This window comes from Falsihalocynthiibacter sp. SS001 (genome assembly GCF_042445055.1).
Taxonomy (GTDB): domain Bacteria; phylum Pseudomonadota; class Alphaproteobacteria; order Rhodobacterales; family Rhodobacteraceae; genus Falsihalocynthiibacter.
In genome coordinates, this window is record NZ_CP170339.1 from 1,340,229 (window position 1) to 1,364,257 (window position 24,029).

Sequence of the window (24,029 nt, forward strand, 5' to 3'; positions counted from 1 at the left end):
CCGTAGTTTCATTTGCCCCAGTTCAACGCAATTAGGTCCAGATCCTTTGCCAGTCCGAGCAGGCGAGATTTGGTGCGTTCTGACATGGGCTTGAGCGGGTGGCGTACATAGTCGCTCTCGATCACACCACCAGCGGCATAGACCGTTTTACAGGCACGCAGACCGCATTGGCGGTTCTCGTGATTGATGAGCGGCAGACATTTTTGCCATTGCGCGAGAGCTGCGTCTTTGTCACCTGCTAGATAGTTCGTGACGATTGGGCGGATGTGCTCTGGGAACAATCCGGATGTCATGGTGCCCGTCGCCCCCGCGTCCAGATCAGCGAGCAGCGTAACGGCCTCTTCGCCGTCAAACGGGCCCGCAATATGTGGGCCTGCTGCTTCGATGAGGGCTGCGAGTTTGTCTGCCGCGAAGGGGCATTCAATTTTTAGATAGCTTACATTCTCAAGCTCTTTGGACATGCGCGCGAGTAGGGGGACCGAAAGCGTCACACCGCTTAGCGGAGCATCCTGAACCATAATCGGAATTGAGATCGACTGATTTACAGCATCAAAATGCTCAAAAATCCCTTGTTCCGCTGGGAACAGACCCGCACCATGATACGGTGGCATCATCATTACCATCGCGGCCCCGAGCGCCTGAGCTTCCTTGGCACGCTTCACGACGATATCCGTCGAAAAGTGGCTGATTGTGACGATAACGGGAACGCGGCCGTTCACGTGCTCAAGGCTCAGACGAGTAAGAATTGCGCGTTCTTCGTCCGAAAGGACAAACTGTTCGGAATAGTTCGCGAGAATACATATCGCATCTACGCCTTGGTCGATAAGACAATCCAAAACGCGGCGCATACCGTGTTCATCAACTCGTCCGTCGGCGTGAAAGGGAGTAGGGGCAACGGGCAGGATACCTGTGAGAGGGGTCTTCAAATCATGTCCTTTCGGATGTGGGGATCACCAGTTAAAAGCGGCGACTTCTTGGCGGCGGCCAAGCATGAATGCATCGGCAACATGGGTGAGAGGCGAGAGATCAACGTCGATTGCGTTATCGTCCAACAGTTTAGCAAAGCGCGCATAGAGGTTGCCGTACTCGTGGTCCAACCCTTCGCCAACAACCTCGCCATCGACGATAAAGCGCGCGCCACCATCGCGAATGCTTGCGGTGCCTTGGTCGGTTGTAAAATGAATGTCCCAGAACTGATCGCCATCCTGGCGCCAGTCGAATTCGGCTGTCACTTCGGCGCCATTCGGATCGCCAAATACAAGGCTTGCGGCAATCGGTGTGTCGCGGTTCGCAGGGAACATGAGGTCGGCTTTGCGAATATGGAGCGGGCTTGGATAAATTTCCGTTAGCGCGGAGAGCCCGTTGATACCCGGATCAAATACGCCGAGGCCACCTGCCTCCCAAATCCATTCCTGTCCGGGATGCCAACGGCGCACGTCTTCTTTCCAGATCATTTCGATCTTGCGGACCGTTTTCCCCTCGAGCCATTCCTTGGCCGCGGGTATGTAATCGGCGAAGCGCGAATGCCAAGTGGCAAAGAGCGTGACGCCCTGTTTGCGCGCAAGTGCGAAGAGGTCGTTCACTTCGCTCAATGTTGCGCCCGGAGGTTTCTCAAGCATAACATGTTTGCCTGCAAGCAGCGCGCGGCGGGCATCGTCATAGCGCGCCTGTGGTGGAGTGCAGAGCGAAATACAATCAACATCGGGGACTGCTGCGAGCAGCTCCTCGAGCGATTGATAGCCATGTATGCCACCGACTTGTGCGTTGCGGCTTGCAGTAGCGACCAAGTCGAACTGCGCGTTCTCGGAAATTGAGGGGATGTGCTGATCGCGGGCGATTTTGCCTACTCCCACGATGCCAATTTTATATGTCTTGTCTGTCATTCTAATGAGAATCCCTTGGTACGGCGTTGCCGCGGCAACCTTTCAGAAAATCAAAGTCGGCACCAGTATCCGCTCCTGTGACATGCTCATGGAAGAGCCGGGCATAGCCGCTCTCGGGCTTTTTGACGGGGCTCTTCCATACATCCAAACGACGCGCGATTTCTTCGTCGGACACATCGAGGTGGATGCGGCGATTTTCGACATCTAGCTCGATCATGTCGCCGTTTTGGACAATGGCCAGCGGTCCACCCGCGGCGGCCTCTGGGCTCGTGTGTAGGAGCACCGTGCCATAGGCGGTTCCCGACATGCGCGCGTCCGAGATACGAACCATATCGGTGATCCCTTTGCGCAGAACTTTTGGCGGAAGACCCATATTGCCGACCTCTGACATTCCCGGATACCCACGCGGGCCGCACATTTTCAGGATCATCACGCACGTCTCGTCGATATCGAGATCCTCGTCGTTTATCTTGGCTTTGTAGTCGTCGATATCCTCAAACACCACGGCGCGGCCGCGATGCTTTAGAAGCGAAGGCGTGGCCGCAGAGGGCTTGAGTACCGCACCGTTTGGCGCAAGGTTCCCGCGCAATACCGCGATACCGCCCTGTTTTGTTAAGGGTGCGTCAACGGGCAGGATAACATCCTCGTTGTGGTTTTGGGCGACCTTAACTTGTTCCCAAGCAGTTTCGCCTGAAACCGTCAGCGCGTCTTTGTGAAGCAAATCAGCTTCGCCAAGCCGTTTGATGACGGCGGGCAATCCACCAGCATAAAAGAACTCCTCCATCAGGTACTTACCCGACGGCATCAGGTTAACGATGGTGGGTACGTCACGCCCCAGCTTGTCCCAATCCTCTAGGTTTAGGTCAACGCCAACGCGTCCCGCGATCGCTGTAAGGTGGATAACCGCATTGGTTGAGCCGCCGATAGCGCCGTTGGTGCGGATCGCGTTTTCGAATGCCTTGCGGGTCAGGACATCGGAGGGTTTAAGGTCCTCCTTCACCATTTCTACGATACGGCGTCCTGTGACGTGGCTCATGACGCGGCGGCGGCTGTCTACGGCTGGGATTGCCGCATTGCCAGAGAGCGTCATCCCAAGTGCTTCGACCATGCTCGCCATCGAAGATGCGGTTCCCATGGTGTTGCAAGAACCGGGGCTGCGGCTCATGGATTGTTCTGCTTCGAGGAAATCTTCCTTGGTCATCTTACCAGCTTTGATATCCTCGGACATCTGCCAAAGCGCAGTGCCCGATCCCACCCGCTCACCACGGAACCAGCCGTTGAGCATCGGACCGCCAGAAACCATGATCGCAGGAAGATCAACCGACGCCGCGCCCATAAGCAACGCGGGCGTGGTTTTGTCACAACCACAAAGCAGTACAACTCCGTCCAGCGGATTTGCGCGGATGGCTTCTTCGACATCCATTGCGGCAAGGTTGCGATACATCATCGCTGTTGGGCGTAACGTGCTCTCGCCTGGCGAGAATACTGGAAACTCCAACGGTAGGCCGCCGGCCTCGTATATCCCGTGCTTTACTCGTTCTGCGAGGTCCCGAAGATGTGCGTTGCATGGCGTAAGTTGCGACCATGTGTTGCAAATCCCGATTACGGGGCGCCCATCGAAAAGGTCCGCGGGAAGGCCTTGGTTCTTCATCCAGCTACGGTGATAGATGTGGTCGCGGCTTGTGCCGCCGAACCACTCTTGTGAGCGGAGTTTGCGGGGCCATTTTGCTGGAGTGAACGTCATGTTTCGGCCCTAACCTTGTTTTTGCTTGTTGTAGACATCAAAGATAACCGCCGCGAGAAGCACGAGGCCTTTGATGACTTGTTGATAATCAATGCCGATCCCCATGATCGACATGCCGTTGTTCATGACGCCCATGATAAAGGCCCCGACAACCGCGCCGACGATCTTGCCAACGCCGCCCGACATTGACGCGCCGCCAATGAACACCGCTGCGATCACGTCAAGCTCTACTGCGAAGCCAGCCTTTGGGGTTGCCGTATTCAGGCGCGCGGCAAAGATCAGGCCCGCGAGCGCGGCGAGAACGCCCATGTTCACGAAGGTCAGAAATGTCAGGCGCTCGGTACGGATGCCAGAGAGTTTGGCCGCCTTGACGTTGCCACCCAATGCATAGACCCGACGGCCAAGCGTGGTTTGCTCGGTGAGGAATGCGTAGATGATGGTCAGAATGCCCATGGTAATCAGAACGTTGGGCAGCCCGCGGAATGTGGAGAGCTTGTAAACAACAAACAGAAGTGCGCCCGCCACGATCAGATTGCGTACCACAAAGAAGCTCATTGGCTCGTCTTCGATGCCATAGGCCGTGTTGCGCGCACGTTTGCGCAGGCCCAGCCAAAGGATAGACATTACCGCGATAATCCCAACGGCGAGTGCGGTGACATTCGGGCGGTTTACGCCGAAGATATCAGGGATAAAGCCAGTAGAGAGAAGCTGGAACGACTTGGGGAAGGGACCGATCGACTGCCCCTCAAGGAGCCAGAGAGAAAGCCCGCGAAACACCAGCATCCCCGCAAGTGTCACGATGAAACTGGGGATGTTCCAATACGCAACCCAGTACCCCTGTGCTGCGCCGATCAAGCCGCCGAACAGAAGGCAGACGGGGATGGCAAGGAACACCGGAATGTCCCAATTCACGATCATCACCGCCGCCAGCGCGCCGATAAACCCCATGACCGATCCGACCGAGAGGTCAATATGCCCTCCCACAATCACGATCAGCATCCCGAGGGCCATAATAATGATATAGCTATTCTGTAGGAATAGGTTGGTGATGTTCACCGGTTTAAGGAGGGTGCCGTCGGTTACGATCTGAAAGAACACCATGATGGCAATCAGAGCGAACAAAAGGCCGTATTCCCGCATATGCCCCAAGAGGTAATGCGCCATACCCGGTTTTTCTTGCGAAGTGTTTGTAGCTGTTTGCGACATGCGATTGCGTTCCTAATCTGTAACAATGAGCGACATGATGCGCTCTTGGCTGGCTTCGTCTGCGGTGAGTTCACCGACGAAACGACCCTCATTCATGACATAAATTCTATCGCTCATTCCCAAGAGCTCTGGCATCTCGGAGCTGATCATCACAACGCCTTTACCTTGCGCGGATAACTCGTTGATGATTCCATAGATTTCGTACTTCGCGCCAACATCAATGCCACGTGTTGGCTCGTCTAGGATCAGCACTTCCGGCTGAGCAAAGAGCCATTTTGACAGGACAACTTTTTGTTGGTTCCCGCCCGAAAGGTTCATGACCTTCTGAAATACGCTGGGCGTGCGGATATTCATCGCCTTGCGATACCGTTCGGCAACGTTGGATTCTTCGGCATGATTGATGACCCCGCGCGAAGAGACATCCGCAAGGTTCGCAAGTGTCGTATTGCGCAGGATTGTATCCTCTAGGATCAGGCCAAGTTCCTTGCGGTCCTCTGTAACATACGCAAGGCCGCTGGCAATCGCGTCGGGCACCGTTGCCGTTGAAACGGGAGTGCCGCGGACCTTTACATTGCCGCGGATGTTGCGGCCATAACTGTGCCCGAACAAGCTCATTGCAAGCTCGGTTCGGCCCGCGCCCATAAGTCCGGCGATCCCGACAACCTCGCCGGCGCGTACATGGAAGTTGATGTCGTCGATCACTTGGCGCGTCGTGTGTTCCGGATGCCAAACGTTCCAGTCTGAAACCTCCAGAAGCATGTCATCCGCGCGGCGCTCGCGTGCAGGATAACGTTGCGACATATCGCGGCCAACCATATCACGCACGATGCGATCTTCGGTGATTTCTTGGGTGCGGGCGTTCAGCGTCGAAACCGTAGTACCGTCCCGAATGACAGTGATGGTGTCGGCGACGCGACGTACCTCGTTAAGTTTGTGGCTAATGATGATTGATGTCACGCCCTCGGATTTCAGCTCTAACAAGAGATCAAGCAAGGCCTGACTGTCGGCTTCTGAAAGGGCGGCGGTTGGCTCGTCGAGGATCAGCAGCCGCACGTCCTTCGAGAGGGCCTTTGCGATCTCAACAAGTTGCTGTTTGCCAACCCCAAGCCGGTCGATTTGGGTGGCGGGCGCCTCACTCAGGCCGACTTTCTTAAGAAGGGCCTCGGTGCGGCGGAATGTTTCGGGCCAATTGATAACGCCTTTGGTTGCGCATTCATTCCCGATAAACAGGTTCTCTGCTATCGAGAGGAGCGGAACAAGCGCCAGTTCCTGATGGATAATGATGATCCCAAGTTCTTCGCTATCGGAGATACCCGCAAACTCCGCTAGCTTCCCGTCATAGTGGATTTCGCCGTCATAGGTGCCCTTGGGATAGACACCGGAAAGGACCTTCATCAGGGTGGATTTCCCCGCGCCGTTTTCCCCGACGAGCGCGTGAATTTCGCCCTCTTTGATCTGAAGATCGACATTGTCCAACGCTTTCACACCAGGAAAAACTTTGGTGATGCCGCGCATTTCTAGTAGAGATTTCAAAATCCTGCTCCCCGCAGTTAAACCTGTTCCAGCCGCAGGACACGCCGCCGGAACAGGCTTTTCAAAGACGAAACTCTAGAGGTCGTCTTTCTTGTGGTAGCCAGAATCGATTACAATGGCTTCGTAGTTGCTTGCGTCCACAGAGACAGGCTCAAGTAGATAGGACGGAATAACTTTTACGCCGTTGTCATATGTTTCGGTGTCGTTGATTTCTGGTTCGCCACCCTGCAAGAGCGCATCAACCATACCTACAGTCACACGTGCCAGCTCGCGCGTATCTTTGAATACGGTTGAGTACTGCTCGCCTGCGATGATGGATTTGATCGACTGCAATTCGGCGTCTTGGCCGGAAACGATTGGCATTTTTAGATCGCCAGAACCATAGCCCACACCCTTAAGAGAGCTGAGGATACCGATGGACAGACCATCGTAGGGGCTTAGGACGCCATTTACGACTTCGTCGGTGTAATGCGCAGAGAGGAGGTTATCCATACGCGCCTGCGCAACAGCACCATCCCAGCGAAGTGTGCCGACCGTATCCATGCCCATTTGGCCGGAAACGATGTTGATTTTGCCATCGTCGATCAGGGGCTGAAGCACCGACATCGCGCCATTATAGAAGAAATAGGCGTTGTTATCGTCAGGTGAGCCGCCGAAAAGCTCTACGTTCCAAGTTTCTTGATCGGGGAAGCGTTCCTTTAGGCCATCCACAACCGAAGTTGCTTGTTGTACGCCCACTTTGAAGTTGTCGAATGTCGCGTAGTAATCGACATACTCACTGTCGCGGATCAGGCGGTCATAAGCGATCGTCTTGATGTCTGCGAAATGTGCGTTCTCAAGCGCGTTCGAGAGCGTCGTGCCGTCAATCGCCGCAATTACAAGCACATCAACGCCCTTGGTGATCATGTTCTCGATCTGCGCGAGCTGGTTGGGGATGTCGTCCTCTGCGTATTGCAGGTCTACTTCATAGCCAGCCGCTTCGAATTGCTCGACCATTGAGTTGCCGTCTGAAATCCAGCGTGCCGAAGACTTGGTTGGCATCGCGATACCGATGGTACCTTTGTCCGCTGCGAATGATGGAGTTGCCGCAAGGGCAGCCGTGAGTGCAAGGGCCGAAAGCCCGAAAGTCCGTCTTTTCATAAATTCCTCCCAAAAGTGGCGGTTCCAAGCCGCCAATGCCCATGCGGGCGATTCTCGACAGGTCTGCGCTGTCGTGGAGATTGGATAGGGGGAATATACATATCAATCAAATTACAATATTTGACATTATCATATCATAATTGGTATGCGGTGAATGTATGCAGGCACTCTTAAATCGTATCCAGCTTCGGCATCTCAGGCTCATTCACACCATCGGCGAGGTGGGGCAGCTTTCTATTGCGGCTCAACGGCTCGCGATCACACAGCCCGCCGCTTCGCGGATGTTGTCCGAGCTTGAGAAAATGGTCGGGCAACCGCTTTTCATTCGCAATCCGAAAGGAATGGTGCCCACTCCGATTGCAGAGGTTCTGATCCGACACGCAGGGCGACTTCTTCAGGGGTTGTCGGCCACGGTGAATGAGGTGAGTGCATTCGGCGCGGGCAAGACCGGCACCGTTCGCGTGGGGTCGGTGACGGGTGCGGCGGTGGCTTATATTGTCCCTGCAATTCAGGCGCTTGAGCGTGATGCGCAAGGGGCGGATATACATGTGGATGTCGGGCCGAGCGACCAACTTATGACGGGGCTTTTGCAAGGCGACTATGATTTCATCCTCTCGCGTATTCCCGAAGACCAGGACGCGCGCGAATTTGAGGTCATGCGCGGTCGGGTTGAGCTTGTAGAATTTATGGTGCGCGCAGGCCATCCGCTCTTGGATATTTCCAAGCCCCAGCTTGCCGGTCTGGAAGGGTACGGCTGGGTTGTACAGTCTCCGGGTGCGCCGATGCGCGAGGCGATAGAGGAGGCTTATCTGACACGTGGCATTCCGTTGCCGCAAGAGATCATCAATACGACTTCGTTACTGTTCATGATTTCTTATTTGCAAGAGAGCGACTTTATCTCGCCCATCTCAAGCGAAGTGGCGAAACTCTTGCGTGATACGGGGGCGGGCGGGATGCAGACCGTGCGCACCGAGCAATCGGTCATTATTTCGCCCTACCACCTTCTTCAGCGCAAGGATTTCGTCAGTAGCCCACTGTCCGATCACCTGAGAGATCGGATTGTCCAAGCTCTCGCGAATACCGCCTCAGTCAGCTAAGCCCGTTGACGGCAGGTTCAGCGACAGGGAGGTGTAGTGCCCCGCGAGTTGGGCCAAAACAACTGGGGTTATGTCCTGCGATTGCCATGCTTTGGTCGCGACCCCAAGGATACGCGGCATAATCATTGGCCAAAGTTGATCGTCGCTCGTGGTGAATTCCGACCAAAACTGACCCTGCACACCGATAATCCGTTCCGCGAGGGCAGGGTCGGGGACAGGCTCCCATGCGATGGTGTCCGCCAGCGAGACATAGGCCGCCCAGTTCGCGCCCCAATCGTCGGGATCATTCGTTTGCGCCATGTCTAGATATACGTGCTGCGCCGGGCACATAACCACGTCATAGCCCCGTTTCGCCGCCTCAAGTCCCGGTCCTTGGCCCGTCCATGTAAATAGAATGGCGTTGTTGCCGATGCCACCGTTCGAGCCTTGCGCGGCTTCTTCCCAAGCGGCAGGACGGATGCCATTGGCGGCAACAGTTGAGGCGAGCTTGTTGATCGTCCAGCCTTGTAAATCTTTGGTCGTTTCAAGGCCCTCTGCCTTCATTAGCTCCCGTGCTTTGGGCGAGCCCATCCACGTGTCTTCGGGGAGTTCATCGCACCCCAAGTGCAGGTGCCCAAACGGAAATAGGGCGCCAACCTCGGTCACGATTGCGTTTAGCACTTCCCATGTTTTTGGCATCGCGGGGTTCAGAACGTTGCCCAGATACCCCTGTACGCTGACCTCTGGGCCATTGTCGGCAGGGTCGCGCGTTTCGGGGTAAACAAATGTTGTTGCCAGAGCATGGGCGGGTGCTTCGATCTCAGGGAGAACTTCGATATTCAGAGCGGCGGCGTGCGCGATTATTTCTAGGGCGACTTGCTTAGAGTAGCTCCCGCCAGCTTCGATTTTTCCTGAGAAGAGCGCGGGCATCAGATGGCCTTCGCCGCAAACCGCCGTCTTCTGCCAAAGTTCGGGGAGGCTGTCGATCTCAAGCCGGAATGCCTCATCGTCGGCGAAATGCCAGTGGAAGCGGTTCAGCTTCATCAGTGCCATGATATCCAGCAGGTCGAGGATGGTTTGCGGCTGATAATAGTGGCGCGCGGTATCAAGGTGCTGTCCACGCCAACCAAACCGCGGCGCATCGGTGATGGTGCCGCAGGGGATCTCTCGGTCATGCGTGTTCATCAGCGTAAGAAGCGTAATCGCGGCGTAGAAACGTCCGCCGTAACCGCTCGCGCGAACTTCTATGTCGTCGGGTGTGATTGTGATCTGGTAGGCATCGTTTGCTGAATCGTCGTTTATGATCCGAACTGGGGTGCCATCCTTGGATAGGAATGTCCCGAGGTCGCGGCGTTTTGCAAGCTCATGGACGCTGTCGAAAGCGTCATCAGACACATTAAGCGACGAAACCTTAAGTGTGCCAGAGGTCGGTGCAAAGCTGGTTGGCTGCGGTGTGATGCGCAGGCCGTCGAATGGCGGGAGCGATTGCGGTTCCTTGCGTCGCACACCCGCTGGCGTTGGAGGGAGAGCGAAAGTCTCTTTTCCCACGCGAAGGTACGGGCCGAGTGGCAGCCAAGCGCGATTGGCCGGTTTGAACCCGCCGCAGTATTCAAGCGTTACATCGTGTGGCTGTCCCTTGACCAAGTCAGGGAGCGCAATTTCCGTGTAGCTTCCGACACCTTTGACCCGTTTGCCGCCAGCGGTTGCGGTGATCGGAGACATCCCCGAAAAGCAGAACATAGGCGCAGTAAGATCGCGGTCGGCGGTGATGGTGCATTGCATCTTCTCGCCGTCAAGGTGACAGGTGTGTTGCATGTTATTCGACTCCGAGTTCGGAAATAAAGTCATAAATATCAGACCGATATAGGCCGCTCGTGAACTCAATCGGGCGTCTGGATACCAGATAACCCGTGCGCTCAATCCGCAAAACGGCGGTGCCTTCGGGGAGCTTAAGAAGTTCTGCGTCGCGTCCTTTTACGTTCACCGCCGTTACCCGCTGAATCGCCCGAACTGGCGCCTGATTACGGCGGCGGAGGATTTCGTAAAGCGAAACCTGAACGCGTTCCGGCTGGGGAAGGATGTCTTGTGGAAGCGACGAAAGTTCAAGCGCCATCGGCACGTCGCCCGCGCTTCGCAAGCGATGAACGCGCGCGACTTGGTCGGTCGCAGAGAGCCCGAGGGCGATCATTTCGTCAGGGTTTGGCGCAAATAGGCCGTGCGATAACACCTCACTCGTGGAGGATACGCCGCGCGCGGACATATTCTCGGTGAAGGACACCAGATTTGACAGCGACTGCTTTAGCTTTGGGGCAGAGGCGCGCACAAATGATCCTGCACCGTGGCGTTGCTCGACCAATCCGTCCGCAACCAATTGCGCTACGGCCTTGCGCACAGTTACGCGCGAGATTCCCGCTATATCTGCGATCTCTCGCTCTGCCGGTAGGCGCTCGTCCGCGGCGAGCGTTCCCGAGGCAATCGCGGCGCTGATATGGCGGTGGAGTTGTTGATACCGCGGCCCTTTTCCGGCCGTGAACCAAAGCCCTGAATCGTAGATATCTGTTGGCGTATCCATAGGAATCTGGTCCCTTTTGGTATTTTAATTATGATACCAATTAAACGAGAGTGTTTAGTTGGGTTGCTGAATTATTAGGGTTAAATCGCTTTCTAAACAAGATAAAAATACCATTTTTGTATTTTGGTATTAAAATTCTGGTCATGTGAAAAGAATTTGGTATGGTTGGGAAACGCCGCCGATTCGTCGGCAGGAGCTGGAGGGGAAGAATTGACAATACTCACTGAAAATGGAGCCAATAGCGTGGTGCGGGATGTGACGCGAAAGCGCGCAATTCCCGAGAGCGTATTTGCCTGGCTTCTGGTTGCGCCTGCGATGCTCTTTATCGGAGTGATTGTGGCATGGCCGCTCGCCGAAACCATCCGGCTTTCATTTATGGAAGCGGGGCTAGGCGGTGAGGAGTATGTCGGACTGGCCAACTACGAAGATTTGGCGGGAAGTCGAAAGTTCCACCAAACGATCGTGCGCACGTTCTACTGGATGTTCCTGTCGGTCGCGCTCAAGCTTGTTCTGGGTTTGATCGGGGCGGTGCTTCTGAATGCGGCTGTTCCGGGGCGTGGATTGTTTCGCGTGCTCGTGATGCCGCCGTGGGTTATTCCGATTGCGATTGGCTGTATTGGCTGGCTTTGGCTGTATAACGGTTATTTCGGCTTGTTGTCTGGCGTTGCGCAAACTGTGGGCATCACGGATGGACCGTTTGAATTCCTTGCCTATAAGTCCTCCGCGTTCTACTCGGCGGTCGTGACGGATGTCTGGGTCGGTACGCCGATGATCACGCTGTTCTTCCTCGCTGCGATGCAGGGCGTAAACCGTGATCTCTATGAGGCCGCATGGGTTGATGGGGCCGGGCGCTTCTATCGTTTCCGTCGCATTACAATCCCTCAGATTATGCCGGTGATTGTGTCGATGTCGCTTCTCTCAGCGATCTTCACGTTCAACAGCTTTGAGATCATCTGGATCCTGACAGAGGGCGGGCCACGCGGTGCGACGACAACGTTGATCGTGGACACCTACAAGACCGCGATCGGGAACTACAAGTTCGGCGAAGGGTCTGCGCGTGCCGTGATTATCGTGCTGCTGCTTGGTTTGTTCTCATTGGCCTACTTGTTCTTCTTGAACAAGATCAACAAAAAATACGGGGTGAAGTAAGATGATGGACCGCTATTCAAAGCTGCAAATCGCAGGCATCTACTTCTGTATCGTTCTGTTCCTGACCTTCATGCTGTTGCCATTCTTTGAGATGTTCATGGCATCCCTGCGCCCGCTGGAGCACCTTTTCCGTAGTCCATACCAGTTCTGGTCGGATGACTTTAGCTTCGCTGCATACTCGCAAATGTGGGAAACAGTGCCGCTCCTCGGACGCTATATCTTTAACTCGGTGTTCATCTCGTTTGCGGTGACAGGGATTACGATGGTCTTTGTTATCCCAGCGGCCTATGCCTATGCGCGGCTTCAATTCCCGTTCAAGAATGCGTCGCTCGCGATTTTTCTTGGCGTGAATATGTTTACCGGCGCTGTTCTATTGATCCCGCTGTACCGTGTTTTGCGCAGCCTTGGGTTGCTGAACACCTACTGGGCGATGATCGTTCCGGGCGTTGCGTTCCTTATTCCGACAGGCATCTGGCTCTTGCGCTCTTATCTTGAGAAAATCCCTCGCGAACTGGAGGAGGCGGCTTTTGTGGACGGCGCATCGCGTATGTACACCTTGCGCCGCGTGGTTCTGCCGCTGGCTACTCCGGGATTGATTGTTGTTGGCGTGGCCGTGTTCATCGGCGCCTATGCCCAGCAATTCTTGTTCGCAATTACCTTTAACCAGACACGAGAGCTGCAACCGCTGCCAGCTGGTCTGTTTGAATTCATCGGCTATCAGACGGTGACGTGGAACGAAATGATGGCAGCAGCATTGGTGGGTGTTTTGCCTGTCATGGTCATCTTCTTGTTCCTCCAAAAGTATCTCGTTGCCGGACTAACGGCAGGCGCGGTCAAAGAATAAATCAACCAAGGGAGAAAACTCTAATGAAACTAATGAATATCACTATGGGTGCTTTGTTGCTGTCCGGAACAGCAATGGCGGCACAGGCTGATGAAGAGTTGCACTTCATCATGTGTGGCGGCGAAGTCCGCGAAGCGGACCAAGCAGTGGTCGATAAGTTCGAGGCCGACAACGAGGGCGTTACAGTAAACCTCGAGGCGGTTCCTTGGGGCACATGCCAAGACAAATCCCTGACGCTTGCTGCGGCGGGTGATCCGCCCTCCATCGCATACATGGGCTCGCGTACACTGCGCCAAATGGCCAACAACGACCTGATTGTTCCTGCTCAGATCGACCCAGAAGCGCCATACCAAGAAGGCGTGTTGAACACTGTGACCATCGAAGGCACAACTTGGGGCTATCCGCACGCGTTCTCGACCAAGGCGCTTTACCTGAACTGTGACATCATCGAAGCGTCCGGTCAGGAATGTGTTGCTCCCAAAACTTGGGACGAAATGTACACAATGGCTAAAGGCGTTGTAGACAACACAGAAGCTGCAGGTGTTGGCCTTGCGGGCAAAGACTTTGACAACACAATGCACCAGTTCCTGAACTATCTCTACTCCAACGGTGGTGTGGTGATCGATTCAGCAACAGGCGAAAACAAGCTCGACAGCAAAGAAACACGCGAAACGCTTGAGTTCTACGGCAAGCTTGTTGAAGTTGCACAGGACGGCCCAACTGCTTGGGAGCGTGACCAGCTTCGTGATCTGTTCAACGACGGCCAAATCGCTATGTACGTGAACGGTCCTTGGGGTCACAACCAGCACAACGAAGATATCAACCAACTCGTTGCGCCTGTTCCTGCCGGTCCTTCTGGTGAAAGCGGTACAATCCTGATCACTGACTCTATCGTTGTGTTCAAAGGTTCCGGCCACGAAGATCTCGCACATGAGCTTGCTCAGGCAATCACATCCGGCGACAGCCAATACGACCTTGATAGCACTTGGGGCCTAACACCAATCCTCGACTACAAGGCGCTTGGCATGTCCGAAGTGTACTACGAGTCGGGCATCTGGCCGAACTTCACAGCGACAATCTCGACAGGTGGCCCAGAGCCGCTGGTTGAAGACTTCAAATCGCTGCAATCCGTATTCACGAACATGGTTCAGGGCATCATCCTTCAGGACGATACCGTTGATAACCTCGTGACAATCGCGGCCGAAGAGCTGGACGACGCTCTTTAAGTTTTGACAACGTCGGGCGGCCGCGTTCTGGCCGCCCACACACTCTTTTTTCTACTTTTACAATGGGACGCATGCGCCATGGCTACGCTCGATCTGAATGCAATCAGTAAATCCTTTGGTACCGCCAAAGTTCTGCATGACATCAGCCTCGCAATCAAAGACAAGGAATTTGTCGTGTTTGTCGGGCCTTCTGGTTGTGGCAAATCTACGCTTCTCCGCATTATTGCGGGACTTGAGGAGGCGAGCGCTGGCGCCGTTGTGATTGACGGTCAGGACGTAAGCGACGCCCATCCCGTGGACCGCGGAATCTCGATGGTTTTCCAATCCTATGCGCTTTATCCGCACCTGACAGTTTATGAGAATATCGCGTTCCCGTTGCGTGTTCAGAAGCTCTCTGGCGCTGATTTGGAGAACCGCGTCGCGCGTGCCGCCGAAATTCTCCAGCTCACCGACAAGTTGCAGCTTAAACCAGGTCAGCTATCTGGTGGTCAGCGTCAGCGTGTGGCGATCGGCCGCTCGATCGTTCGCAACCCCAAGGTTTTCCTCTTTGACGAACCGCTTTCGAACCTTGACGCCGCCCTTCGCGGAGATATGCGCGTTGAGTTGAGCCAGCTACACCGCGAGCTGGACGCGACAATGGTTTACGTGACGCACGATCAGGTCGAGGCGATGACAATGGCCGACCGCATCGTCGTTCTGAATGGCGGGCGCGTAGAGCAATTTGGCACGCCAATGGAGCTTTACCACCACCCCGAAACGAAATTTGTCGCTAGCTTTATTGGCCAGCCGAATATGAACTTTGTTCCTGCCAAAGTGGTCGACACCACGGGCGGTCTTACGGTTGTGCTTGAGGGCGGATACCAAGTGACGCTGCCTGTCGACACATCGACCGTCAAAAAAGGCGATCGCGTAGAAGTCGGCATGCGTCCCGAGAATGTTGATCTTGGCGAGGAGGGGCTTGATATCTCTGTCAAAGTGCTTGAACGCCTCGGGGGTGTTTCGATTGTTTATGGCACGATCAGCGACGGTTCGCGTTTCTGCGCCTCGCTGTCGGGGGATGCACGCATTCAGGAAGGCAGCACAATCAAGCTCGCGTTGAACGCCGAAGATTGTCACGTCTTTAACATGAATGGCGATGTTTTGCGTCGCCAATCCGCGCCGGAGCTTGTGTAATGAAAGTAGTTACCGCGGGCATCGGATTGCGAGCAGGGCACGTGCTTTCGATCCTTAAAGAGACCATGCCAGAGGTCGAGTTTGTCGGGTTCTATGACCCACAACCAACTTATCTGAGTATGATCGGGAACGACGTGCCGCAGTTCGACGACGTGTCGAAAATGCTGGAGCAAACGAAACCTGATCTGTTCTTTGTCGGTTCGCCCAATAGTTTCCATTTGGAGCATATCAAGTTGGGGCTGGACGCAGGTGTGCGGATTTTCACCGAGAAGCCTGTTGTGACGACTAAGGCCGACACGATGGAATTGGCCGAGCTTTTGTCCAAGCACGGCACCGACAAAGTCATGGTCGGACTCGTCCTACGCTATTCACAGCACATGGTCGATTTGCGTGCTGTTCTGGATCAGATCGGGCCGATTACATCTCTTGAGGCGAACGAACACATTGGCCCGTATCATGGCGCGTTCTTCATGCGCGACTGGCGCCGTATGATTGAATGGTCGGGTGGGTTCATGCTCGAGAAATGCTGCCATGACCTCGACATTTACAACATGGTAACGCGTTCGCGCCCTGCACGTGTCGCAAGTTTTGGTGGGCGTAAATCATTCGTTCCCGAGTTTGCGCCGACCTCGAATACCGAAAACGAAATTATGCACCGCAAAACCAGCGTGTGGAATTCGGTTCCGGATGCGTTCCATTCGGACGGCGACATCATCGATTATCAGACTGCTTTGGTGCAGTATGACTCGGGGGCGAGCCTTGCGTTTCATACCAATTTGAACGTGCCGGACGAGCAGCGCCGCTTTTGTGTGATGGGTACTCTTGGCATGATTGAGGGCGACTTTGTGCGCGGATACCTCAAGGCCACGGCGCGCGATGGTTCGATCATTGCCGAGCACGATTATACCAAAGGCGACCCAGCAAAAATGTCTGCGCATTATGGGGCGGACCACATGATGGTCGCTGATATCGCGGCGTTCCTGCGTGGCGAAACAGAAACGCTGCCGGTTGGAGTTGTCGACGCCCTTGAGGCCGGGTTGCTGGCGATGGCGCTCGACGAAGCGCGCGTGAACGGTGGGTCGGTCGACCTCACTGAAACGTGGAAAGAATTTGATAAGTGGGGACTGCGGGCATGATGATGGAAATCAAAGACAAAGGCCGCCTCATGGCCAGTGAGTCCGCGGAAGCGCGCGATGTATTTTGCCGTGCCGCCAAGCAGAAGGTGGATGCTTCGTCGCTCAAGGATGCCACCGCGATTTATACCATCGCGCGCGGCTCCTCAGATGCTGCTGCGAACATCCTGTCCTACGAGTTTATGCGAGAGTTTGGCGTTCCTGTGACCTCATTGCCGCCATCCGTGTTTTCATTGGGCGCCGGCGTGAAGATGGACGATGCCGCCGTCATGGTGATCTCGCAATCTGGCGCGAGTGATGATTTGGTACGTTCGGCAAAAGGCGCGGGAAAGCGTGGCGCATCTGTGCTTGCGATCACGAACCAGCCAGACTCGCCCGTAGAGGCCGCAGCGACAATGACCGTGCCAATCGGGGCAGGGCCGGAGCTGGCAGTACCCGCCACCAAAACGGTGATCGGCTCCGTTGCCGCAGGGATGGCTGTGCTTTCGGCTCTTGTTCCAGATTACGCCACGCGCGCCGCCAAGGCCGTTGAGGTACTGGAGAGCCTCGAAACGCGGCATCCACGCTCGGAGGCGCTTCGGGCCGCACTCTTGCGTGCACAGAACGTGTATGTCATCGGGCGGGACACTGGGTTTGGCGCGGCGCATGAGGTTTCGCTAAAACTCAAAGAATGTTGTGCGCTCCATGCCGAGGCTTACTCGTCTTCTGAAGTATTGCACGGCCCGCTACAGCTTGCGACGAACCCTTTGATGGTGCTGATCTTGGATACAGGTGCCGAAAATACCCAAGACAGTCTGGATCAGGCCGAAGCACGGTTTAAGGGCGTCGGGTGTGACGTGCATCGCATCAGCCCCGCTGATGTTGGAGCCGCAGATTTGACACCAGCTGCCGCGGCAGCACTGCTGCTGAACTTTATGTATTCAGTCATTCTGGAAACCGCGCTTGCGCTGGGCCTTGATCCTGACAGACCATCGACCTTGTCGAAGGTAACGCAAACAACCTGAGCTCTACCCTTCCACCAATGCGGAGGGTGCTTCAACCGCGAAGATCAATCCTGCCCTAGCGTGCGCAAAGGGGCTGGTGTAAGTGACGACAAAATTAGGTATTCGGTGACGACATGAAAGCGGCAGGCATTGATCTCGGCGGGACAAAGATCGAACTACAGTTGTTCGATTGCGACTGGCAAGTTGCGGACCGCAAGCGCGTCCAAACGCCCAAGACCTATGACGCGCTTGTTGCCGCGCTCGTTGAACTCATTAACTGGGCCGATACGCAGGCGAGATCGCAGCTTCCTATTGGTGTGGGCGCAGCGGGGCTTATTAATCCGACGACTGGTATTGCATTAACGGCAAACCTTTGCGCCACTGGGCGTCCACTTAGCCGCGATCTGGCGCTCGCTGTGGGGCGACATGTAACCTATGTGAATGACTGTCGCGCCCTTGCGCTCTCTGAAGCGGTTTTCGGCGCCGGACGCGGGCACGAGACAGTCTTGGCCATGATCCTCGGTACAGGCGTTGGAGGCGGTATTTCGCATTCGGGTTCGATCCTTGCGGGGCCAACAGCGACAGGGGGCGAGTTCGGTCACATGAGCGCGCCGGCACACGTGATCGCGGCGCATGGATTGCCAATCGTTCAATGTGGCTGCGGCCGTATGGGGTGCATCGAAACCTATATCGCTGGACCTGGCATGAGCCGCATCGCACAGGCGGTGATGAATGCCGAGATTTCCCCGCCAGAGATCATCGCGCAGCGGGAAACCAATCCGCAGGCCGCGAAAGTCTGGCAGATTTGGTGCGAGTTGACCGCGGAATTGCTTTGCAACCTCACGCTTGCGATTGACCCTAATGTGTTTGTGCTGGGCGGTGGATTGTCGAATATCGAGGGTGTGACTGATGCCTTGAGCGAAGCGATGAAGAAGGTTCAGTTAGGGGGCTTTGATGTTGCGCCGATTGTCTTGGCCGAGGGCGGAGATGCAAGCGGCGCGCGCGGAGCAGCCTACGCCGCGTTTCAAGAACAGACGCCGCTGGACAACCCAGCGGCCCCGATAACCGAAGCGGAGGCATCATGAGCGAGCGTTGGATTAGCCCTACGTCGGTTTTTGACGGACAGAATATTCTCAAGAACGCACATTTGCGTATCGAAGACGACCGCGTAATCGAGGTGCTGGCTGGAGATTTGCCGCAGGGGGCGCAATCACAGCGCATCTCTGGCTTGATTTCACCAGGTTTTGTTGATCTTCAGGTCAACGGCGGCGGCGATGTCATGTTGAACGCAACGCCTACAAGCGACGGCATGCGTATCATGGCCGAAGCGCATCGCCGTTTCGGAACTGTCGCGATTATGCCCACTGTTATCACCGATCGACAAGAGGTGATGGGTCTTGCTGCCGAAGCGGCGCTAGCAGCGAAAGGGGACCGTGGCATCCTCGGTATTCACATCGAGGGGCCACATATAGCGCCAGAACGGCGTGGCACGCACGCGCGCAAATTTGTGCGCCCGTTGGACCAACCGACGTTAGATATTGTTGGCAAGCTGCGCGACGCTGACCTGCCCGTGATGATTACGGTCGCGCCAGAATCCGCGACACCCGCTCAAATCTCCAAACTGGCGGAGATGGGTGCGATTGTCTCTCTAGGTCACACGGACGCGACCTCGGAGCAGGTTAAGACGGCCATTTCCGCAGGGGCGACCTGTGCAACCCATTTGTTTAACGCAATGTCGCCAATGGTCGGGCGTGCCGCAGGTGCGGTTGGCGCTGTGATTAATTCGGAGCTCTACTCGGGTATCATCTGTGATGGCTATCACGTCGCTGACGAAATGATCGGACTTGCCATTCGTGCACGTCCTGTTTCGGGGCGGATGTTCCTCGTTTCGGATGCAATGGCGACAGTGGGTGGCCAAGACCATTTCTCGCTATACGGTCAGGATATTTACCTCAAGGATGGTCGTTTGGTAAATTCAGAAGGCAGCCTAGCGGGAGCGCATGTGACGCAAGCGCAGGGTGTGAAGCGCCTTGCCGAACATGTCGGCGTATCGCTTCTGGATGCGCTGAAAATGGCCGTAACGATCCCTGCGGAATGTATGGGTGTTCCTGAATACGGGATGCTCGAAGGGCGACGGGTTGACGACCTTGTCATCCTGAACGCCGCGCATGAATTTGTCGGTGATCTATCCGCGCCAATTCACGATGCCGCGTAATTCGGCGAAGCTCGAAGTCTGTATTGATACCGTCCAAGGGCTTCGGGCATGTCAGACGGGCGTAGACACAATCGAGTTGTGCAGCGCGCTTTCGGTTGGCGGACTGACCCCTTCATCGGGATTAATTGCTGCGGCCCGCGAGAGCGCAGTGCCCGTACACGCGATGGTGCGGCCGCGCGCTGGCGGTTTTGTCTACTCCGAGGATGATATTCTTACGGTATTGGGTGACCTTACCGCAGTACGGAATGCTGGCCTTGCGGGCGCAGTTGTGGGGGCCGCGACCCCTGAACGCAAGTTGGACATCTCCGCATTGACCCGTATCGCGGATGAGGCAGGAGACCTGGGCCTAACTTTGCATCGCGTGATCGATACATTGCTGGACCCGTTGGAGGCGATAGAGCAGGTCATAGACCTCGGCTTTAAGCGGATACTGACCTCGGGTGGGCAGACCACTGCTCAAGAAGGTGTTGAACAACTTCGACAGATGCACGAGCGCGCGGCAGGTAGGATCGAGATCGTCGTCGGGAGCGGCGTGAATATCGAGAACGTCAAGGCACTTGCCGACGCTACCGGCGCGCGTTCATTCCATGCTTCATGTGGTTCGGAAGGGCATGCCGATCCCTTGAACGAGTCTTTCGGCTTTGCGCCTAAGGGGATGCGTTTTACCGATGCGGCCAAAATCGCAGAACTGCGAACCGCTATCGACGCGTTAGAATAGTCGATAGCGGTGCATTTTTAGGACTGCGCGCAGGCTGCTGTGTATCCCGACAAGGCATTGCGCACGGCGGCGATAAGGATTTCCTCGGCGGTCATTTCCGAGTCCGCCGCAAGTTGTGGCAAGTATTTCTGAATGAATGATACCGAAATCGGATCTTGGCCAAGGGCCGACATCAAACGGTTGATCGCCTCCACAGCTTCGGGTGCGGGCCAAAGGTAGCGAATACGATCGGATAGGCCCTCGTGACGTTGATGCTTTTGCATCGCCGCGTCGCCATCCACATATGGCTGCCAATATTTGGGATTGGCGAGCATGAGTTGCTCCATCGCCTCAGGGAGGGAACCTGCCGCATAGTCCGCGCTGATTTCACCAGCTAGCTGGTCCAATTGGTAATAGGCTTCGCGCAGGGCGAGGGTCAGGCCCGGGCCGACCTTTAGAATTGCATATCCGTCTTGAACAAGTTCTGACAGGGCGGTGGGCGTCTGGTAATCGGTTGAATGCGCCTCAAAAACGATACCCCCCGTGCTGTTGCGCCAGTCGGTTAGGGCTTGGGCCGCTTTGCGATCATATGTGTGCAAATCCGTCTGGCCAAACTCAACTCCGGGCTGAACAACAAGCGCAACGATACGTTTAAGAGCATCCTCCAAGCCGTTGTCCGTAAAGGATTTGACATGAAGCGCAACGGTGGCGGCAGCGTCGTCGGGCGTTGTTACTTCAACGTGATCAAGCGCCTCTGCCGCACCACCAGGAACAGGAACTTCTGTGCCGATAATATAACCGGGTGCGGGGAAGCCGCCGGCTGCTGCGCCTTCTTCTGCTGCTTGGGCGAGCAAGGCCGCGCGGGCGGCGACCGTTGCAGGGGGCAGCGGAGTTGGATCGTCCGCGCAGGACATGGACGCGTCAAGATGGATTTTGCCAAATCCCGCCGCCGCATAATCGCGCGTCATGACGATGGCCTTGTCCATTGCTTCGTTCGCTTGCAAATCGCGCCAAGGGTTTGGCCCGAGGTGGTCTCCGCCAAGGACAATGCTATTCATTTCGATCCCAAGCGTTGCTGCGATTTTAGCGACCAGATCGCGAAACCCTTGCGGCGTCATGCCCGTGTAGCCGCCGTCTTGGTTCACCTGATTACAGGTTGCTTCGATGCAGGGGATTTGATCGGCGGCGCGGGCCTCGATAAGGCCCGCCTCAATCACAAGTGGATGCGCAGAGCAGACCGAAGTTAGCCCAGTTATACGCCCTGCGTCGCGATCGGCGGTGAGGTTCAGGAATGTATTGATTGCGTTCACGACAGGACTACAACTTTCGTAAGGTGGCGCGGAGCGGTTGAATCTAGGCCACGGGCAACGGCATGACGTTCTCCAAGTAACTGCAGCGCGGGGAGGGCCTCGGCGCCCGCAAGATCTCCGTCGGATGCAAGCGGGATTGTAATGTCGCCAGGACCGCCCAAGCCAAGCACAAAAGCGCCTTTGTCTTGTAGCTCTTTGACAAGTTCGGCTTCTGCTGCGGCGGTTTCGGAGTGATAGAGCATAACCACAGCTGAACCATCGTCGATCAGGCTGACGGGGCCGTGACGGTATTCGCCCGGATGGAAACCCTGTGTCGCACAGATAGACATTTCCATCAGCTTGAGCGCCCCTTCCAGAGCAACGCCATAGTGCGCACCTCCGCCAAGGAACACCACGTGATTGCGGGCATGGAATTCCGACGTGTCCGATGCCTCAAGAGCCGCAAGCGCAGCTTCGGCACGGTCGGCAAGTGCGCCGTCAACCGAGAGGCCAGCGAGAGCGAAGCCAGCGAGCAGCATCAGCGAGGCCGAGGCCGTCATGACGATGCCTTCTTCTGGGTGGGTGTCGAACACACAGGCGGTGTCCGAAGCGGCCTCGAGTTCGGAGTTCGGAGCACAGCTAATACCAATCACATGGACGCCACGTGCGCGGCTCGCCTCTGCGGCGCGGACAGTTTCCGTTGTTGTGCCACTGCGCGAAAGGGCGATAACCTCGACCGGTGCGTCAGCGGGCATATATGCTTCAGGGCGATCAAACCACTCGCCAGCAGGAACGCCAATGGCGCGATGCCCCGCAGCCGTCAAAGCAGCGGCCACCGATAACGCCAGGTTATAGCTTGTGCCACACCCGACGACCACGCGGGTTTTGTCCGATGTGGGCAGGGGGGCGGGCATTTGCGCATCGCGCCAGAATGGGAACTGACCGGTGATGCTGTTAAGTGTTGCTGTCATTATTAGTCCTAACTAATTGAAATAAAATGGAAACGTCCTTTATGTGAGGACTGTTTCGGGTTTGGATGCACTGATTATGGTGAGATTGCAGCTGCGCGCGTATTTCCGAAGCGCCAACGGGGCGGGCGCGTCTGCGATGATGGTTTGGTTCTGTGCAAGCCGTGCCACCGAATGCGTCGCGCGGGTGCTGAATTTTGATTGGTCCGCTAGGATGAACGCACGTTCCGCGCGGCGTATCATCAGCGAGTTAATCGCCGCCTCGTCGGGGTCGAGGCTTGAAAGACAACCTTCGTCGTCAATTGCCGTTGCCCCCAAAAAGAGCTGATCCACCCAGAGGTTCTCAAGCGCGTCCCGCGTGATCGGTCCAACCAGTGATAGGTTTTCGGGCCGAATACGTCCGCCGATTAGAGTGGTTTCAATGTGCGTGAATGGGGAGAGTTCCTGCGCCACTCCGAGGCTATTGGTGAATACCCGTGTGCTGCGATCAAGGGCGGCGATGTGGCGTGCAAGCTGAAGGACAGTCGTGCTGGAATCCAGAAAAACGCTCGCATCAGGCTTGAGTTCCTGTGCCGCGCGTACCGCGATTGCCCGTTTGGCCGGTAGGTTCACCAGCTCACGCGAGGCAAAGGCGACCTCCTTGTGCGCCGCAGTGGCAATCCGAGCAGAGCCATGAAGGCGTTCTATGCGTCCAAGTTTCTCAAGCTCAATAAGGTCACGCCGTACAGTCGCGATCGACGCATTGAGCGCTTCAGCGAGTTCCTGAACAGGTAGCTGACCGCGCTCTAGCAGCATTGAGAGCAGTTCTGAATGTCGATCCGTTGCCATGCTGGCCTCCTAGAGCGCAAATATAGTGTATTGTTCGATCACGTTCAATCAAAAATGTGATCGTTTATGATTTTTCAGGGATTTCAATTTCAGATTGAATGGTCCAATCAGGCGATGAGAGGTTGGTCGATTGAGCGAATGGATCAGGCAATGTGGTATTATGGTACGCGAATTGTAGTGCTGATTAGGAAAAACAATGTATCCGCTAAATTATTTTCAACTCTAACTGCGGTGCTGATTTACTCGACTGACGGCGCAACTGGAGCGGGAAAAACACATTGAGTGTGATCAAGGAGTTTGAGCGGAAGTTCGCGGAAAACGACATTTCGGCCTAGCGAAAAATTGCTTTACGTAACGGTAACTTGAAAAC

21 protein-coding genes are annotated in these 24,029 nt (G+C 55.7%); 10 read left to right on the forward strand and 11 right to left on the reverse strand.

All coding sequences use genetic code 11. The features are described from left to right. Positions 1 to 8 precede the first annotated feature (8 nt). From ACFE33_RS06525 to chvE, 6 genes are all read right to left on the reverse strand, one after another. Positions 9 to 926, reverse strand: coding sequence for a dihydrodipicolinate synthase family protein (locus ACFE33_RS06525; protein WP_380058267.1), 918 nt, complete (start codon positions 924 to 926; stop codon positions 9 to 11). A 24-nt stretch (positions 927 to 950) separates the two neighbouring features. Beyond that, positions 951 to 1,883 carry a Gfo/Idh/MocA family protein gene (locus ACFE33_RS06530; protein WP_380058269.1) on the reverse strand — a complete coding sequence of 311 codons (933 nt, stop codon included), beginning with the start codon at positions 1,881 to 1,883 and terminating at the stop codon, positions 951 to 953. Position 1,884: 1 nt separating this feature from the next. Next, on the reverse strand, positions 1,885 to 3,627 hold the full coding sequence (gene araD, locus ACFE33_RS06535) for an L-arabinonate dehydratase (RefSeq protein ID WP_380058271.1): 1,743 nt from the start codon (positions 3,625 to 3,627) through the stop codon (positions 1,885 to 1,887). Between the two features lie 9 nt (positions 3,628 to 3,636). Next, positions 3,637 to 4,833, reverse strand: a complete 1,197-nt coding sequence (mmsB, locus tag ACFE33_RS06540; RefSeq protein WP_380058273.1) for a multiple monosaccharide ABC transporter permease — start codon at positions 4,831 to 4,833, stop codon at positions 3,637 to 3,639. 12 nt (positions 4,834 to 4,845) lie between these two features. After that, positions 4,846 to 6,366, reverse strand: a complete 1,521-nt coding sequence (mmsA, locus tag ACFE33_RS06545; RefSeq protein WP_380058275.1) for a multiple monosaccharide ABC transporter ATP-binding protein — start codon at positions 6,364 to 6,366, stop codon at positions 4,846 to 4,848. 75 nt (positions 6,367 to 6,441) lie between these two features. Continuing rightward, positions 6,442 to 7,506, reverse strand: coding sequence for a multiple monosaccharide ABC transporter substrate-binding protein (chvE, locus tag ACFE33_RS06550; RefSeq protein WP_380058277.1), 1,065 nt, complete (start codon positions 7,504 to 7,506; stop codon positions 6,442 to 6,444). A 158-nt stretch (positions 7,507 to 7,664) separates the two neighbouring features. Here chvE and ACFE33_RS06555 point away from each other — a divergent pair, with 158 nt between their 5' ends. Then, complete coding sequence (locus ACFE33_RS06555; protein WP_380058279.1) at positions 7,665 to 8,603, forward strand: LysR family transcriptional regulator; 939 nt, start codon at positions 7,665 to 7,667, stop codon at positions 8,601 to 8,603. Here the strand turns inward: ACFE33_RS06555 and ACFE33_RS06560 are convergent. Next, positions 8,592 to 10,397 carry a beta-N-acetylhexosaminidase gene (locus ACFE33_RS06560; RefSeq protein ID WP_380058281.1) on the reverse strand — a complete coding sequence of 602 codons (1,806 nt, stop codon included), beginning with the start codon at positions 10,395 to 10,397 and terminating at the stop codon, positions 8,592 to 8,594. The genes ACFE33_RS06555 and ACFE33_RS06560 overlap by 12 nt on opposite strands. A 1-nt stretch (position 10,398) precedes the next feature. Further along, positions 10,399 to 11,154 (reverse strand): GntR family transcriptional regulator, encoded by a 756-nt coding sequence (locus ACFE33_RS06565; RefSeq protein ID WP_380058282.1) that lies wholly within the window; start codon positions 11,152 to 11,154, stop codon positions 10,399 to 10,401. Between the two features lie 210 nt (positions 11,155 to 11,364). Between ACFE33_RS06565 and ACFE33_RS06570 the strand changes: the two genes are divergently transcribed. The 9 genes from ACFE33_RS06570 (at position 11,365) to ACFE33_RS06610 (ending at position 20,595) form a co-directional block, all read left to right on the forward strand. After that, on the forward strand, positions 11,365 to 12,303 hold the full coding sequence (locus ACFE33_RS06570) for a carbohydrate ABC transporter permease (protein WP_380058284.1): 939 nt from the start codon (positions 11,365 to 11,367) through the stop codon (positions 12,301 to 12,303). 1 nt (position 12,304) lies between these two features. Next, positions 12,305 to 13,147 (forward strand): carbohydrate ABC transporter permease, encoded by an 843-nt coding sequence (locus tag ACFE33_RS06575; protein WP_380058286.1) that lies wholly within the window; start codon positions 12,305 to 12,307, stop codon positions 13,145 to 13,147. Between the two features lie 23 nt (positions 13,148 to 13,170). Beyond that, positions 13,171 to 14,373, forward strand: a complete 1,203-nt coding sequence (locus ACFE33_RS06580) for an ABC transporter substrate-binding protein (protein ID WP_380058288.1) — start codon at positions 13,171 to 13,173, stop codon at positions 14,371 to 14,373. Positions 14,374 to 14,451: 78 nt separating this feature from the next. Further along, positions 14,452 to 15,546: an ABC transporter ATP-binding protein gene (locus tag ACFE33_RS06585; protein WP_380058290.1), complete on the forward strand. Its 1,095-nt coding sequence runs from the start codon at positions 14,452 to 14,454 to the stop codon at positions 15,544 to 15,546. Further along, positions 15,546 to 16,682 (forward strand): Gfo/Idh/MocA family protein, encoded by a 1,137-nt coding sequence (locus tag ACFE33_RS06590; protein ID WP_380058292.1) that lies wholly within the window; start codon positions 15,546 to 15,548, stop codon positions 16,680 to 16,682. Before ACFE33_RS06585 ends, ACFE33_RS06590 begins: the two co-directional genes overlap by 1 nt. Beyond that, on the forward strand, positions 16,679 to 17,683 hold the full coding sequence (locus tag ACFE33_RS06595; RefSeq protein WP_380058294.1) for an SIS domain-containing protein: 1,005 nt from the start codon (positions 16,679 to 16,681) through the stop codon (positions 17,681 to 17,683). The genes ACFE33_RS06590 and ACFE33_RS06595 overlap by 4 nt, the downstream gene beginning before the upstream one ends. 113 nt (positions 17,684 to 17,796) lie before the next feature. Further along, entirely contained in the window at positions 17,797 to 18,747 is a 951-nt protein-coding gene (locus ACFE33_RS06600) for an ROK family protein (RefSeq protein ID WP_380058296.1), read from the forward strand. After that, positions 18,744 to 19,877, forward strand: a complete 1,134-nt coding sequence (gene nagA / locus ACFE33_RS06605; RefSeq protein WP_380058298.1) for an N-acetylglucosamine-6-phosphate deacetylase — start codon at positions 18,744 to 18,746, stop codon at positions 19,875 to 19,877. The genes ACFE33_RS06600 and nagA overlap by 4 nt, the downstream gene beginning before the upstream one ends. Next, the gene (locus ACFE33_RS06610) at positions 19,843 to 20,595 is read left to right on the forward strand and encodes a copper homeostasis protein CutC (protein ID WP_380058300.1); all 753 of its coding nucleotides are present in this window, start codon (positions 19,843 to 19,845) and stop codon (positions 20,593 to 20,595) included. Before nagA ends, ACFE33_RS06610 begins: the two co-directional genes overlap by 35 nt. A gap of 17 nt (positions 20,596 to 20,612) precedes the next feature. Here ACFE33_RS06610 and ACFE33_RS06615 read toward each other — a convergent pair whose 3' ends face one another. From ACFE33_RS06615 to ACFE33_RS06625, 3 genes are read right to left on the reverse strand one after another with little or no spacing between them, the layout of a single operon-like run. Next, positions 20,613 to 21,884, reverse strand: coding sequence for a class II D-tagatose-bisphosphate aldolase non-catalytic subunit (locus ACFE33_RS06615; RefSeq protein WP_380058302.1), 1,272 nt, complete (start codon positions 21,882 to 21,884; stop codon positions 20,613 to 20,615). Next, the gene (locus ACFE33_RS06620; RefSeq protein WP_380058304.1) at positions 21,881 to 22,834 is read right to left on the reverse strand and encodes an SIS domain-containing protein; all 954 of its coding nucleotides are present in this window, start codon (positions 22,832 to 22,834) and stop codon (positions 21,881 to 21,883) included. Before ACFE33_RS06620 ends, ACFE33_RS06615 begins: the two co-directional genes overlap by 4 nt. A 39-nt stretch (positions 22,835 to 22,873) precedes the next feature. Next, a complete protein-coding gene (locus tag ACFE33_RS06625; RefSeq protein WP_380058305.1) occupies positions 22,874 to 23,659 on the reverse strand; it encodes a DeoR/GlpR family DNA-binding transcription regulator in 786 nt (261 codons plus the stop codon). Between the last annotated feature and the right edge of the window lie 370 nt (positions 23,660 to 24,029).